Below are 16,470 nucleotides of genomic sequence, written 5' to 3'. Positions count from 1 at the left end.
CAGAGAAAAGATGGTGACCTTTAAATTTATGGAGGATAAAGATGGTCATCTGAAGATTCATTCAACTATTTCTAAGAAAGCGCGTGGTGCCTTCCTAACAGTCCTGATAGAAAATCAAGTAAAAACAGTGGAGGAGGCTCGTCGCTTAAGCTTTGCAGGATTTGCCTACAGAGAAGACCTGTCCCAGCCACAGGAATTGATTTTTGTTAAGGAGGTATGAAAAGAGAAAAATTCAAATTGAGGCTCAACTTCTTCGTTTTTGAAACGCATGAGGTTGGATAAAAAGTCTTTAAAATCAGAAAAATGCATATTATCAGATATTGAAAAAATTTGATGATATGTATTTTATTTTTCTAGAGTATTTTGGAGATGTTATACTTTAATTTTATTAGGATTGAAAGAAAAAATTAGTCATTTCCTATCTTTTCTATTGCTTTATCGGCTATCATTTGTTATATTAAAAGTGTAATTATTTTTTATTTAATGATGTAAGTGTTGCACTTTTTAGACAGAAAGGAGTATTTTTTTAAATAGCAGATGTAAACGCTTACGTATATAGTGAAAGGATTTAGGACTTAATGGATAAAGGATTGTTTGAAAAACGTTGTAAATATAGTATTCGAAAATTTTCATTAGGGGTTGCTTCTGTCATGATTGGTGCAGCTTTCTTTGGAACTAGTACTGTCCTAGCAGATTCTGCACAAACAGGTTCAACAGCAAATATCCCGGCTGATTTGGCTGCAGCTCTTGCAAATGCTAAAGAGGACGGAGGGCATGATTTTGAAGCACCAAAAGCTGGTGAAGACCAAGGTTCTCCTGAAGTAACTGAAGGGCCAAAGACTGAAGAAGAATTACTGGCAAAAGAAAAAGAAACTGCAATAAGCTCATCAACTTCAGATACTCTTCCTGATGAACTACGTGGAAAACTTGATAAGGCTGAAGAAAATGGTCATGCTGCATCAAAAGAAGACTTAGAAAAAGAAGATAAAAGTTTAGTTCCAGAAGATGTCGCTAAAACAAAAAATGGAGAATTAAACTATGGTGCGACTGTTGAAATTAAAAGCGCTGCGGGGATTGGCAGTGGTATCGTTATTGGGGAAAATCTAGTTTTATCTGTTTCTCATAACTTTATCAAAGATGTTCCAGATGGAAATAATCGTAAGGTAGCTGATAATGTTGAGAGTGATGGAGATGTCTATACAGTTTCTTACCAAGGGGCACCAGATGTCAAATTTAGTAAGAATGATGTGAAACACTGGGATCGTGAAGGATTCCTCAAAGGATATAAAAATGACCTGGCAATCGTTAAGCTTCGTACACCTCTTGCAAATGCACCTGTTGAAGTGACTGACAAGCCTGCTACAACTAAGGTAGGAGACAAGGTTCATGTATTTGGCTATCCAAAAGGAGAACTCGATCCAATTCTGAATACAACTGTTGAGGACATTAACAATCACGGAGAAGGTGTTCGTGGGATTAGCTATCAAGGAAGTGAACCAGGTGCTAGTGGTGGCGGAATCTTCGATGAAAATGGGAAATTGATTGGTATCCACCAAAATGGTGTCTCTGGTAAACGTAGTGGAGGTATTCTCTTCTCACCTGCTCAGCTAGAATGGATTCAAAACTATATCAAGGGTATTGAAACAACGAAACCAGCTGGTCTAGATGCTCTCGATAAACAAGTGGAAAACAAGGAAGAAAAACCAAAAGAGGACAAACCAAAAGAAGAAAAACCAGCTGAGAACAAGCCAATTGATTCCAAACCAGCAGAAAATAAACCAGCTGAGAACAAGCCAACTGATTCCAAACCATCTGAGAATAAACCGACTGAATCAAAAGAAGTCACTCCAGAATGGAAAACAGTTGAAAAGAAAGAACAACAGGGAACAGTAACTGTCCGTGAAGAAAAAGGAGTTCGTTACAACCAACTAGCTTCAACTGCTCAAAATGACAATGGTAAAAAACCAGCCTTGTTTGAAAAAGCTGGTTTGACAGTAGATGCTAATGGGAATGCTACCGTTGATTTGACCTTTAAAGAAGAATCCGAAACAGGTAAGTCTCGCTTTGGTGTCTTCATGAAATTTAAAGACACAGATAACAACGTTTTTGTAGGATATGACCACGGTGGATGGTTCTGGGAATATAAGTCAAATGGAAGTGGACTTTGGTACCAAGGTAATCGTGTTGCAGCTCCTGTTAATGGTTCAACTAACCACTTGACGATTAGTCTCAAATCAGATGGACAACTGAATGCAACTAACAATGATGTGAAACTATTTGACACAGTCACCTTGCCATCTGCAGTAAATGACAAACTAAAAGATGAAAAGAAAATTGTTCTTAAAGCTGGAACCTACAATAGTAGTGAAAGAACAATTGTCAATGTCAAAACTGACAACCAAGAGGGAGTTAAAACAGATCAAGAATCCACTAAAAAAGAAAAGGGCGATACAGTAGATGATAGCAATGTAAAATACGACACTATTCAATCTACAGTATTGAAAGCAGTTATCGACCAAGCCTTCCCACGTGTTAAAGAATATGTTCTAAATGGAAACAAGCTCCCAGGACAAGTGCAACCAATTAATAAAGTTGTGATCAACAAGCACGCTGTGACTCCTGAAGTTACCTATAAAAAGGTCAATGCAACGACTGCTGAATATGAAATGAAACTCCGTGATGAGCCTAATCTAATCAATGCAGATATGACTGTTCGTTTGCAAGTAGTGGATAACCAACTTCACTTTGCTGTGACTAAGATTGTAAACCATAACCAAGTTACACCAGGACAAAAGATTGATGATGAAAGAAAGCTACTCTCATCTATTAATTTCTTAGGAAATTCACTTGTTTCGGTTTCAAGCGACCAAACTGGGGCTAAGTTTGATGGGGCAACTATGTCAAATAACACGCATGTCAGTGGAGATGACCATATTGCCGTAACCAATCCAATGAAGGACTTGGCTAAGGGCTATATGTATGGATTTGTTTCTACGGATAAACTTGCTGCAGGTGTTTGGAGCAACTCTCAAAACAGCTACGGTGGTGGTTCGAATGACTGGACTCGTTTGACAGCATTCAAACAAACTGTTGGAAATACAAACTATGTAGGAATCCAAAGTTCCGAATGGCAATGGGAAAAAGCTTATAAGGGCATTGTCTTCCCAGAATATACGAAGGAACTTCCAAGTGCCAAGGTTGTTATCACAGAAGATGCCAATGCTGATAATAAAGTAGACTGGCAGGATGGAGCCATTGCTTATCGTAGCATCATGAACAACCCTCAAGGTTGGGAAAAAGTTAAAGACATTACAGCTTACCGTATCGCTATGAACTTTGGTTCACAAGCGCAAAACCCATTCCTCATGACCTTGGATGGGATCAAGAAGATTAACCTTCATACAGATGGTCTTGGTCAAGGTATACTTCTTAAGGGATACGGAAGTGAAGGACATGACTCTGGACACTTGAACTATGCAGACATCGGTAAACGTATTGGTGGTGTTGAAGACTTCAAGGCTTTGATTGAGAAAGCGAAGAAATATGGTGCCCACCTCGGTATCCACGTCAACGCTTCAGAAACCTATCCTGAGTCTAAATATTTTAATGAAGATATTCTTCGTAAGAATCCAGATGGTAGTTACAGCTATGGATGGAACTGGTTAGATCAAGGAGTTAATATTGATGCTGCTTATGACTTGGCGCATGGACGCTTAGCTCGCTGGGAAGAGTTGAAGAACAAACTTGGTGAAGGTCTCGACTTTATCTATGTGGACGTTTGGGGAAATGGTCAATCAGGAGATAATGGTGCCTGGGCTACCCACGTTCTTGCTAAAGAAATCAACAAACAAGGTTGGCGCTTTGCGATTGAGTGGGGTCATGGTGGTGAATACGACTCTACCTTCCAACACTGGGCAGCTGACTTGACCTACGGTGGCTATACAAATAAAGGTATTAACAGTGCCATTACTCGCTTTATCCGTAACCACCAAAAAGATTCTTGGGTTGGGGACTACAGAAGTTATGGTGGTGCAGCTGACTACCCACTTCTAGGCGGTTATAGCATGAAGGACTTCGAAGGATGGCAAGGACGTAGTGATTATAACGGTTATGTAACAAACTTGTTTGCTCATGACGTCATAACTAAGTACTTCCAACACTTCACAGTCAGCAAATGGGAAGATGGCAAACCAGTAACCATGACTGATAATGGTAGTACCTATAAATGGACTCCAGAAATGAAAGTCGAGTTGGTCGATGCTGACAACAATAAGGTTGTGGTAACTCGTAAATCCAATGATGTCCACAGTCCACAATACCGTGAACGTACAGTAACGCTCAACGGACGTGTTATCCAAGATGGTTCAGCTTACTTGACTCCATGGAACTGGGATGCAAATGGTAAGAAACTTGCTAGTGACAAGGAAAAAATGTACTACTTCAATACTGAAGCAGGTGCAACAACTTGGACACTTCCTAGCGACTGGGCAAATGGCAAGGTTTACCTTTATAAACTAACTGACCAAGGTAAGACTGAGGAAAAAGAAGTTGTCGTGAAAGACGGTAAGATTACTCTTGATCTAACTGCAAATCAGCCATATGTTCTCTATCGTTCAAAACAAACCAATCCTGAAATGTCATGGAGTGAGGGTATGCATATCTATGACCAAGGATTTAACAGTGGAACTTTGAAACACTGGACTATTTCTGGTGATGCTTCTAAGGCAGAAATTGTCAAATCACAAGGCGCAAATGAAATGCTTCGTATCCAAGGCAACAAGAGCACAGTCAGCCTTACTCAGAAACTGACTGGTTTGAAACCAAATACTAAGTATGCTGTTTATGTCGGTGTTGATAACCGTAGTAATGCTAAGGCAAGTATCACAGTGAATACTGGTGAAAAAGAAGTGACTAGCTATACCAATAAGTCACTAGCTCTTAACTATGTTAAGGCATATGCCCATAATACTCGACGTGACAATGCTACAGTTGACGATACAAGTTACTTCCAAAACATGTATGCCTTCTTTACAACAGGTTCAGATGTATCAAATGTCACTCTTACTTTGAGTCGTGAAGCTGGTGATGAAGCAACTTACTTTGATGAAATTCGTACCTTTGAAAACAATTCAAGTATGTACGGAGATAATCATGATACAGCTAAAGGAACATTTAAACAAGACTTTGAAAATGTCGCTCAAGGTATTTTCCCATTTGTAATTGGTGGTATCGAAGGAGTTGAGGATAATCGTACTCACTTATCTGAAAAACATGATCCATATACACAACGTGATTGGAATGGTAAGAAAGTCGATGATGTTATCGAAGGAAATTGGTCACTCAAGACAAACGGTCTAGTAAGTCGTCGTAACTTGGTTTACCAAACAATTCCACAAAATTTCCGTTTTGAAGCTGGTAAGACTTATCGTGTAACCTTTGAATACGAAGCAGGATCTGACAATACCTACGCCTTTGTAGTCGGTAAGGGTGAATTCCAGTCAGGTCGTCGCGGTAATCAAGTAAGCAATTTGGAAATGCATGAATTGCCAAATACTTGGACAGATTCTAAGAAAGCTAAGAAGGTAACCTTCCTCGTAACAGGTGCAGAAACAGGCGATACATGGGTAGGTATCTACTCTACAGGCAATGCAAGCAACACACGTGGAGACTCTGGTGGTAATGCGAACTTCCGTGGCTACAATGACTTCATTATGGACAGACTTCAAATTGAAGAAATTGTTTTGACAGGTAAGATGATGGCAGAAAATGTTGTTAAGAACTACCTTCCGACTGTTTCGATGGAGAACTATACTAAAGAAACAATGGATGCTTTGAAAGAGGCTGTCTTTAACCTTAGTCAAGCAGACGATGATATTAGTGTAGAAGAAGCTAAAGCAGAAATCGCTAAGGTCAATGCTCTTAAAGATGCTTTAGTGATGAAGAAAACAGCTCTTGTGACAGATGACTTTGCAAGCCTAAGCGCTCCTGCTCAGGCTGGTGAAGGTCTTGCAAATGCCTTTGATGGAAACTTATCTAGTTTATGGCATACATCATGGGGCGGAGGAGATGTTGGTAAACCAGCTACAATGATCTTGAAAGAACCGACTGAAATTACTGGTCTCCATTATGTTCCACGTGGTTCTGGTTCAAATGGTAATTTGAGAGATGTGACTCTTGTAGTAACTGATGAAACAGGTAAGGAACATACCTTCAATGCAACAAATTGGGCTGACAATAACAAACCTAAAGATATCAACTTTGGCAAGACGATCAAAGCTAAGAAGATTGTTCTAACAGGAACACGCACTTACGGAGATGGTGGTAATCAATATCAATCAGCTGCAGAATTGGTCTTCACTCGTCCACAAGTGACTGAAGCAACTCTTGATACATCGGCATATGAAGCGGCCTTAGCTAAAGCTCAAAAATTGACTAGCAAAGAAAATCAAGAGGAAGTAGCAAGTGTTGTTTCCAGCATGAGATTTGCAACAGATAACCATCTCTTAACAAATAGAATGATTAAATACTTTGCAGATTATCTCGACCAATTGAAAGATGAAACACCTACTCCAATTCCAGAACCGAAACCTGAAACTCCAACATCAAGCAAAGATGAGGAGACAGCACCAATTCTCGAAGTGCCTGAGTATAAAGGGCCGATTGGAACAGCTGGTGAAGAAGCTGCTCCAACACTAGCAGTTCAGCCAGAATTTAATGGTGGCGTCAATGCGGCAGAATCAGCTGTCTATGAAGTTCCAGAATATACAGGTGCAATGGGAACAGCAGGTGACCAAGCAGCACCTACGGTAGACAAGCCAACTGAAGAGGTTCGTGTCTTATCAGATAAATCAACAGGAGTTGTAGTTGCAGGACTAGCAAGAGATTTTACACCGGACATGCATCTTCAAGTTCAAAAAGTAACAGATCAAAGCCTACAAGGTATGGAATTTGATGATTATGCTCTTCAGTTGGTAGATAAGGATAATCATAAGGTTCAGCCGAAAGGTGCAGTCCTTGTTAGAGTACCAGTTTCTGGTGAAGTGGCTGGGGTGTACTATACTGCATCAGGTGAGTCAGTAAACTTTACAAATAGTCAAGGAACAATTGAATTCACAACTAGTCAACTAGGACATTATGCAGTAGTTTATAAACCAGTTTCTAAACAACAGAGCCCATTAGCTGATGAGCCTAGAGGAAATGCACAAACTCCATCTACTGAGGAAGCAGGAGGAAATGCACAGACTCCATCTACTGGGGAAGTAGGAGGTAAGACACAGACTCCATCCAATGAGGAAGTTGGAGGTAAGTCACAAATTCCATCAACAGATCAATTCAATCAGAAGCAGCAGAGTTCAGCAGCACAATCAGTTGATAGGTCTAAACCAAGAATGAAGATAGAAGAAGCAAAAGAAGAAATGAAGGCTAAACTTCCAGACACTGGAACTAGCAAGTCAGATCATCTTTTCTTCCTTGCCAGCCTCAGTCTAGCATTGTCTGCTCTATTTCTTGCAAAGAGAAAAGAAGATTAGAATATACAGGAGTTTTCATTAAAAGGGAGCTCAAACTCTCTGCTTGTTCTAGTGGAGAAAAAAGAATACCCAGAGAGGACCTCTAGGTTCTCTCTTTTTCTAAAGGGAAATGAGAACGTTTACGATTGTGAGCGTATGAAAGGAAATAAGAAAAAATGGGAAAACATTTTTTTGAGAAACGGTGTCATTATAGTATTCGTAAATTTACGATTGGTGCAGCTTCTGTTATGATTGGTGCTAGTATATTTGGTGCTGGAATGGTTCAAGCAGCTGAAACAGAAGGATCTGGTGAGACAGAAGGAACAATAACACAGGCTCAGTCTCTGGATAAACTGCCAGCAGATATAGTAGCAGCAATTGAAAAGGCAGAAACTGCCACTACGACGAGGGATACTGAAACTCAACCAAGTGAGACAGAAAGTCAGCCTGAAAATACTGGAGAAACAGTTACAAAACCAACTGAAACTGTCACTCCTAAGGAAGAAGTGACTCCGAAACCAGCAGAAACTCCAAAAGAAGAAGTAGCTCCAACAGCTAAACCATCTGAAAAGCCAGTGACTAAAGATTTGGTCGAAACTCCAGATGTTAATCATTTGGAAAAAGCTTCTGCTACAACATCAAACCATGAAGCAAACACACAATACACAGCAGAAAAGGCAATTGACGGAAAACCTGACACTCGATGGGCAACTGACCAAAACGTTGATAAACCAACTATCGAATTTACACTGGAAAAGACAACAGTGATTAAGCATGTGGAGATTGATTGGGATCGCCGTGCTCGTGGTGAAAAAAATGACCCCAATATCAAGTCATGGAATCTCTATTATGCAGGTCAAGAAAATGTGAATGGTTCGGGAGTTAAAGAATGGAAATTAGCCTATCAAAGAACAGGAACTCCACTTCTTGATGAAAAAGTTGACTTGAAAGAAGCTATTCAAGCCAAGTACCTCAAACTTGAAATTACAGATTACCAAGCTGGTACTATGAACTGGAAAAATGTTGGTATCCAAGAAATCCGTGCCTACTCAAATATTCCAGATACCAGCAAACCAACAGACATTCGTCAGGTGACAGAACTAGCAGTTGCTAAAGATGGAAAATCACTTGTATTGCCTAAATTGCCTGGTCAAGTTAGTTTGATTGGAAGTAACAAGCAAGGAGTTGTCGACCTTAATAATAAAATCTATAAACCTTTAACAGATCAAACTGTTAAGGTCATGGTCCAACAAGTCAAAGATAGCCATACCTTTACAAAAGAATTTGAAGTTCTTATTAAAGGCTTGTATGCAGACGAAGGCGTTGGAACCAAACCAGCAGTTGCACCAGCAGTTCAACAATGGTATGGAACTGAAGGAAAAATGTCAATAACATCAGATACAGTGATTTCAGTTGGCGATTCTGGATTTGGTCAAGAAGCTAAATTCTATCAGACTGACCTTGAAAGTCGTGGCTTAGAAATTGCAACAGGTAATCAGACAGCTCAAAAACGAATTGAATTTAAAAAGGTTGAAGACAAAGGCTATGGCAAGGAAGGCTATGGTATTAGCATTAAAGACGGAGTCATCACAGTAGAAGCTGCGACAAATGCAGGTGCCTTTTACGCAACTCGTACCCTTCTACAAATGGGCGAAAATAATTTGCAAAATGGAGAAATCCGTGACTTCCCAAGCTTCAGTCACCGTGGCTTTATGCTAGATACAGGTCGTAAGTTTATCCCTTATGATACGATTGTAGACATCATGCTAAACATGGCCTACTACAAGATGAATGACTTGCAGTTGCACCTAAATGATAACTATATCTTCCTAAAAGAGCACTTGGCAGGTAAGAACTTAAGTCCAGAAGAAGAACTGAAGTATGTTCTAGAGCATGCCAAGACAGGCTTCCGTGTGGAGACAGATATTGTTGGTAAGAATGGTCAAAAATTAACATCAGATGAGCACTATACTAAAGAAGAGATGCAAAATCTGATTAAACTTGCTAAGGCCTTGCATATCAATCTAGTACCTGAAATTGACACACCAGGTCATGCTCTGTCATTTGTCAAAGTTCGTCCTGACCTCATGTATCAAGGTAGTCTGAGCGATTACAGAGGTAAACATAACGTAGAGCGCGTAGCCATGCTCGATCTAGATAATAAATACGATGAAACGCTGGCTTTTGTCAAATCAGTTTATGACAAACTCCTAGATGGACCAGATGCACCGCTTCATGGCGTATCTACCGTTCATATTGGTACGGACGAATATTATGGTAGTAGAGAAAGCTATCGTCGTTATGTCAATGACCTTATTAAATACATTAAAGGAAAAGGATATACACCTCGTATTTGGGGATCGCTCAGTGCGAAACGAGGTAAAACAGCGGTTGATTGGAAAGATGTAGAAGTTGATATCTGGAGTATTGGCTGGCAGCAACCAAAAGAAGCTATTGCTCAGGGAGCTAAGATTATTAATATTACAGATATCCCAACATATAGTGTCCCAAGTGGTAGCAATAGCCAAACTGCTTATGGTGATTATGCCAATTATGAAATTCAATACAATCGTTGGACACCAAATGACTTCTCAACAGGTGGTGGCCCACGTCTAGAAGCTTCTAATCCTAATATCATTGGTGGTGGTCATGCAGTTTGGAATGATAACATTGACCTTCATGAAACTGGACTTACTTCTTACGATATCTTTAAACGCTTCTTCAAGAGTATGCAATCCACTGCAGAACGCACTTGGGGTTCAGATCGTGCAGCCAAGACCTATGCAGACCGTGTTCAACCAGCAAGTGTTTATGCACCACAATCTAATCCAGATAAGACCGTATCTGAAGAAGACTTGTTCAAGATTAATCCTGAGACTGTCAAAGATTACCTTGCTAAGAAAGTGAAGAAGACTGAAGCAGGATTGAATTTCGATAAAGACAGTACGATCGAAGGTCTAGTTGGTGATGCGGGACCAAGTCATGTCTTGAAATTGGATGTTACTGTAACTGGTGATGGCGAACAAACCTTCTCAACAAGTGGTAATAATCAACTTTATCTTGCAGATAAAGATGGCTATCTTGCCTATACTTTTGAACAATTCCATATTCAATTCAACAAAAAACTTGAAAAGAACAAACGTTATCAAATTTCTGTTGTAACGAAGCCACAATCGACAGAAGTTTATGTAGATGGTGAAAAGGTTGAACGTATTGCAAATCCAGCTAATCCTCGTTTTGCTCATAATAGCTTGGTTCTACCACTTGAAACGATCGGTGGTTTCAAAGGAATCTTGCATAGTGCTGAGTTGTCAAATGAACTATTTGTCAATCCACGTTTGATTCCAAATGATCATTTTACAGTTTCTGCAACTAGCCAGGAAACACCAGGAACAGTAACAGAAGGAGCAGTAGAAAAAGCATTTGACAATGATCCAAACACCTTCTGGCATTCAAAATGGTCTGGACATCAAGCGCCATTCACAGTTGCTATGAACTTGAAAGCAAGTGAAAAAGTCAATGGTTTGACTTATCTTCCACGTCCAGGTGGTGGTAATGGTGTCGTGACCTCTTATGAAATTTATGCTCAAAAAGATGGTCAGAGGGTTAAAGTTGCTTCAGGAACTTGGGAAAATAATGCCAAAGAGAAAACAGTGAACTTTGATGCAATTGAAACGGATAAGGTAGAATTAAAAGTTCTAGCAGGTGTTGCAGGATTTGGTAGTGCTGCAGAAATTCAACTTCTGAAACCAGTTTCTACTACCAATGCAGAAGAGCCAGCTACTCCAAAAACACCTAAAGTTGAAGAAATGGGTGATGGTACAACTGAACTTGCTGATAACTTTGTAGCTAGCAAGCCAACAAGTGATGAAACAGTTGCTGCAGCAGCGAAAAGTCAAGATTACCTTAAGAAAGAGTACAAGGTCTTCCCAACGCCACAAAAAGTAACTTACGATGAAGGTGTTACAAAACTCCATAAACAAGTCAATCTTGTTATGGGGGATAATTTGGATATCTATACTCGTAACCGCTTGAAGAGTGTTTTACAAGATCATCAAATCTCATACACAAGCAGTCAATCAGCAGTGGCAGGTGCTACCAACATCTACCTTGGTGTTCATGGTCAAAATTCCCAGGCTGAAAAAGAAGTGTCTGGAATTTCTCAAGGACTCTTTGATAAAATTGATGCTTATGCCTTGTCAATCAAGAACAATACAATCTCTATCGTCGGTAAAGATACAGATGCTGTCTTCTACGGTTTAACGACTCTCAAACACATGCTGAATGAAAGTGAAGCTCCAGTCTTGCGTAACGTAACAGTTGAAGACTATGCTGAAATTAAGAACCGTGGCTTTATCGAAGGATACTATGGTAACCCTTGGAGCAATGCTGATCGTGCTGAGTTGATGCGTTATGGTGGTGACTTGAAGTTGACTCAATACTTCTTTGCACCAAAAGATGATCCATACCATAATAAGAAATGGCGTGAACTTTATCCAGAAGAAAAACTAGCTGAAATTCGTGAATTGGCGCGTGTCGGAAACCAAAACAAGACTCGTTATGTGTGGACCATCCATCCATTCATGAATAACCGTATCCGTTTTGGCAACGATGCTGACTACCAAAAAGACCTTGAAACTATTAAAGCTAAATTCACTCAATTGATGGATGTCGGTGTTCGTGAGTTCGGTATTTTGGCCGATGATGCCCCAAGTCCAGTTGGTGGCTACAATAGCTACAACCGCTTGATGAAGGACATGACAGACTGGTTGACTGAAAAACAAGCAACTTATGGTGGCCTTCGTAAGGAAATGATTTTTGTCCCAGGTCAATATTGGGGGAATGGCCGTGAAGATGAGTTGAAAGCACTCAATGAAAATCTTCCAACTTCAACCTCTATGACCCTTACTGGTGGTAAGATCTGGGGTGAAGTATCCGAAAGCTTCCTCTCTAACCTTAAGAACAACCTGACTGCAGGTGGTAAGACCTATCGTCCAGTTTCTCTATGGGTCAATTGGCCTGTTACAGATAACTCTAAACAACACTTAATCTTAGGTGGTGGTGAGAAATTCCTTCATCCGAATGTAGATTCAAGTCTCCTTTCAGGGATTATGTTGAATCCAATGCAACAATCTGAGCCATCGAAGATTGCCCTCTTCTCAGCAGCCCAATATGCATGGAAACAATGGAAGTCAGAAGAAGAAGCCAAGAAAGTCAACGATATCGCCTTTAACTTTGTTGAAAATGGTAAGTTTACAGATAGTGAAGCATCTATTGCCTTCCGTGAGCTTGGTAAACATATGATCAACCAAAACATGGATGGTCGTGTTGTGAAATTGGAAGAGTCTGTTGAACTTGCTCCGAAATTGGCAACATTTATGTCTAAGTTGAAAGCAGGTCAAGATGTCAGCGCAGAGCGTGAAGGATTGCGTGCGGAATTTGCTAAACTAAAAGCTGCAGCTCAACTTTATAAAGCATCTGGTGATGAAAAGATGCGTGCTCAAATCCATTATTGGTTGGACAATACCATTGACCAAATGGATGCCTTGAGTGCTCTCCTTGATGGTACAGAAGCTATTGCTACAAATGACTCTGCAAAACTTTGGGATAGCTACTATAAAGGATTGAAACTATATGAACAGTCTCAAACTCATACTTTCCATTATGTAGACCATGACGAAAAAGCTGAGTTAGGTGTTCAACATATCCGTCCATTCTTGCTTGGACTGCGTGAAATCTTGGCAACAGAAGTTCAAAAAGCCTTGCATCCAGACCAAGTTATCAGTACCTTTATCACAAACCGTACAGGTGTAGAAGGCGGACTGGCTGAGGTAACTGATGGAGATTTGGGAACTCATGCATTAATCAAATCGCCAAACAGTATCAAGACTGGTGATTACATTGGCTTGAAATTTAACAAAGCTGTTCCACTCCAAAACTTGACCTTTGCAATGGGAACTCAAGCAAATCCTCGTGATACCTTTAACAATGCTAAGGTTGAGTATCTCAATGAAAATGATGAGTGGGTAACACTTTCAGAACCAAGCTACACTGGAAATGAATCTCTTATTAAATATGAAAAACTCAATATTCGTGCCAAGGCTGTTCGAATGATTGCGACTTCAGATCGTGATAATACTTGGTTTGCTGTAAGAGAAATTGCTGTTAACCGCCCTGTGGAAGTTACTCGTGCTAAACAGGCAGCTACTGTGACGATTAGTCCAAATCTTATGTACAAGTACAATACGACAGTTGGTCAGATTACAGACGGTCGTGACAATACTGAAGCCATGCTTGCGAATGCTGATCGAACTGATACAACTCCAGTAAATAGTTGGGTACAACTAGACTTAGGCGAAGTCAAACCTGTGACTAAGGTTCGTCTCCATCAAGGTTCAGGAGATAAATTAGCAGAAGGTGTTCTTGAATATTCTGCAGATGGTAACTCATGGCAAGAATTGGATCGCTTGACTGGTGAACAAACCAAAGAAATCGAAACTCCAATTTCAGCTCGCTATGTCCGTATTCGCAACACTAAGAATACCAACCTATGGTGGCGTATAGCTGACTTTTCGGTTGAAACACGTGCAGGCAATAGCAAATTGACTGATACAAACGTTGAAAACTTGAAGTCAACTCCAGTTTATGACAGCCTAGGTCGTTATAATATGCAAATTCCGAGCGGAAGCAAGCTTCCAGCTCATAGTTACTTGGGTATGAAACTTGATCGTCTTCACCAAGCTGAACTCATTCAAGCGGTTGGTACAGAAAATCCATCCCTCAATTTGGAATATTCTCCAAATGCCCAAGAATGGTATCCAGCTGATCAAGTGACAGATAAGTCCTTGGTACGTTATGTTCGTTTGGTCAACAAGACTGACCAAGAACAAGCAGTGACAGCAACCTCTCTACTTGTTCAGACAAAAGAAGTTCAACCAACCACACTTGATTCGACATCAATGGGAATCCATCCAACATATGGTAGCAATGATGTTCGTAAGATTAAGAACTTGGATCAATTGTTCGATGGAGTTTATAATAACTTTGTAGAATTCTCAGACTATGCTCGTAAAGACGGTCATATCACCTTGAAACTTGGTAGCGAACGTGACATTAAGAAAATTAGAGCTTATATTCAAGATGGAACTCAAAATTATCTGCGTGATGGTAAGATTCAAGTCAGTCAAGATGGTAAGACTTGGACAGATCTTGTGACAGTTGGTGACGGTGTTACCAATGAGATACGTGATGATTCCTTGACAGATGGTTGGACACATGATTCTAAGATGCCAGGAAACCGCTACATCGAGGGTGAACTTGCAAGTCCAGTTAAAGCCAATTATCTCCGTGTTCTATTTACAGCTAACTATGATGCTCGTTTTGTAGGCTTCACTGAGTTGGTTATCAATGATGGCGAATTCGTGAAACCAATTAATGACCCAACTGTTCAAGGAAACAGTGGTGAAAGCCAAGGTAATCTCTATACCAACCTTGTAGATGGTAAGGTATTGACTAGCTATAAGGCTGAGAAAGAACAAGGTGAGCTGGTCTACCACTTGTCAGAACCGACAGATGTGAACCATATCCGACTTGTTTCAAGTCTTCCGCAAGGAGTGAAGGCTCGAGTATTGGCTCGAACTCTTAAATCAGATAAAAGAGATTCTTGGTCAGAAATAGGTGAGATTACCTCAAGCTTCCAAACATTTGCTGTCAGAGATAAATCTCCATTATTGGATGTGAAACTTGTTTGGGAAGGAGGTAAACCAGAGTTCTACGAAATGACGACATTCCACCAAGAACTTCCAGAAGAACCAGCCAAACCAGCTCCAAATACAAGTAAGGGCGATGAACCAGCTTCAGTAGTAGAAGTCCCAGAATATACTGGTGGCGTAAATGGTGTTGAAGCAGCTGTTCATGAAGTTCCAGAGTATACTGAAGCTATTGGCACAGCAGGAGATGATATGGTTCCAGTAGTAGAAGGGCTAGAATTCAAAGGCGGAGTAAACGCAGTTGAGGCAGCTACCCATGGAGTTCCAGAGTATACTGAATCTATGGGAGACCCAAGCAAGCTACCATCACCAGTAGTAGAAGTCCCAGAATTTATCGGTGGCGTAAATGGCACTGAAGTAGCTGTCCATGAAGTATCAGAATATGAAGGAACAGCAAGTCATCAAGCCACTCCAACAGAGGAAAACTTGAAAGATTCTGTTGATAAAGTCGATGGAGATAAGATGAGCAGTGGCAATAGTGATGTTGAAACTACTGTTGAAAAGTCCGATGAATTTGCAAGTGCATCAGTGAAAACAGATCAAGCACAAAAACAAGAACAACCACAAACATCGCTTGCTAAAGTTAAAGATCAACTTCCAGCAACAGGTGGAGAAGAATCAGCTACTTTAGCCTTATTAGGTGGTCTTGGACTAGTTCTATCTGCTGCTTTTGTCAAAAAAGGGAAAAAGGATTAATACTCTTCGAAAATCTTTTCAAACCGCGTCAATGTCGCCTTGCCGTAGATATGTATTTCTGACTTTGTCAGTCTTATCTACAACCTCAAAACAGTGTTTTGAGCAACCTGCGGCTAGTTTCCTAGTTTGCTCTTTGATTTTTATTGAGTATAAGAATTCGAAAAAGAGTTATTCAATGATCCCGGATAAACATTAATGTCACAATAAAACCACACAGTGATTTCAGTATTGAGCATCATCAAGCTGAAAGCAACACTGTGTGGTTTTTGAAGTACGACGGGCATGTCGTACATCTGAGGTGTAATACTCTTCGAAAATCAAATTCAAACCACGTCAGCGTCGCCTTACCGTACTCAAGTACAGCCTGCGGCTAGCTTCCTAGTTTGCTCTTTGATTTTCATTGAGTATGAGTCCTCCGTGGGCACCCGCTACCGGTGAACCCAATAGCGATTCCCAAGCCTGACTATCGTGAGGTAGCGGGGAGAGGAAGGGATAGC

General features: G+C 40.4%; 3 protein-coding genes. All 3 read left to right on the top strand.

The annotated features are described in order from the left end of the window. Positions 1 to 220: peroxide stress protein YaaA (yaaA, locus tag CJ239_RS11185; RefSeq protein ID WP_142367012.1), on the top strand; the 220-nt coding region annotated here is incomplete at its 5' end. A gap of 358 nt (positions 221 to 578) precedes the next feature. Then, positions 579 to 7,529 (top strand): SpGH101 family endo-alpha-N-acetylgalactosaminidase, encoded by a 6,951-nt coding sequence (locus tag CJ239_RS11180; RefSeq protein ID WP_102211615.1) that lies wholly within the window; start codon positions 579 to 581, stop codon positions 7,527 to 7,529. Positions 7,530 to 7,684: 155 nt separating this feature from the next. After that, positions 7,685 to 15,973, top strand: a complete 8,289-nt coding sequence (locus CJ239_RS11175; protein ID WP_102211614.1) for an SIALI-17 repeat-containing surface protein — start codon at positions 7,685 to 7,687, stop codon at positions 15,971 to 15,973. Positions 15,974 to 16,470: the final 497 nt, after the last annotated feature.

Origin of the sequence: Streptococcus sp. UMB0029, assembly GCF_002871495.1 — a bacterium.
Lineage (GTDB): Bacteria > Bacillota > Bacilli > Lactobacillales > Streptococcaceae > Streptococcus.
This window is presented reverse-complemented; position numbering and strand designations above follow the sequence as displayed.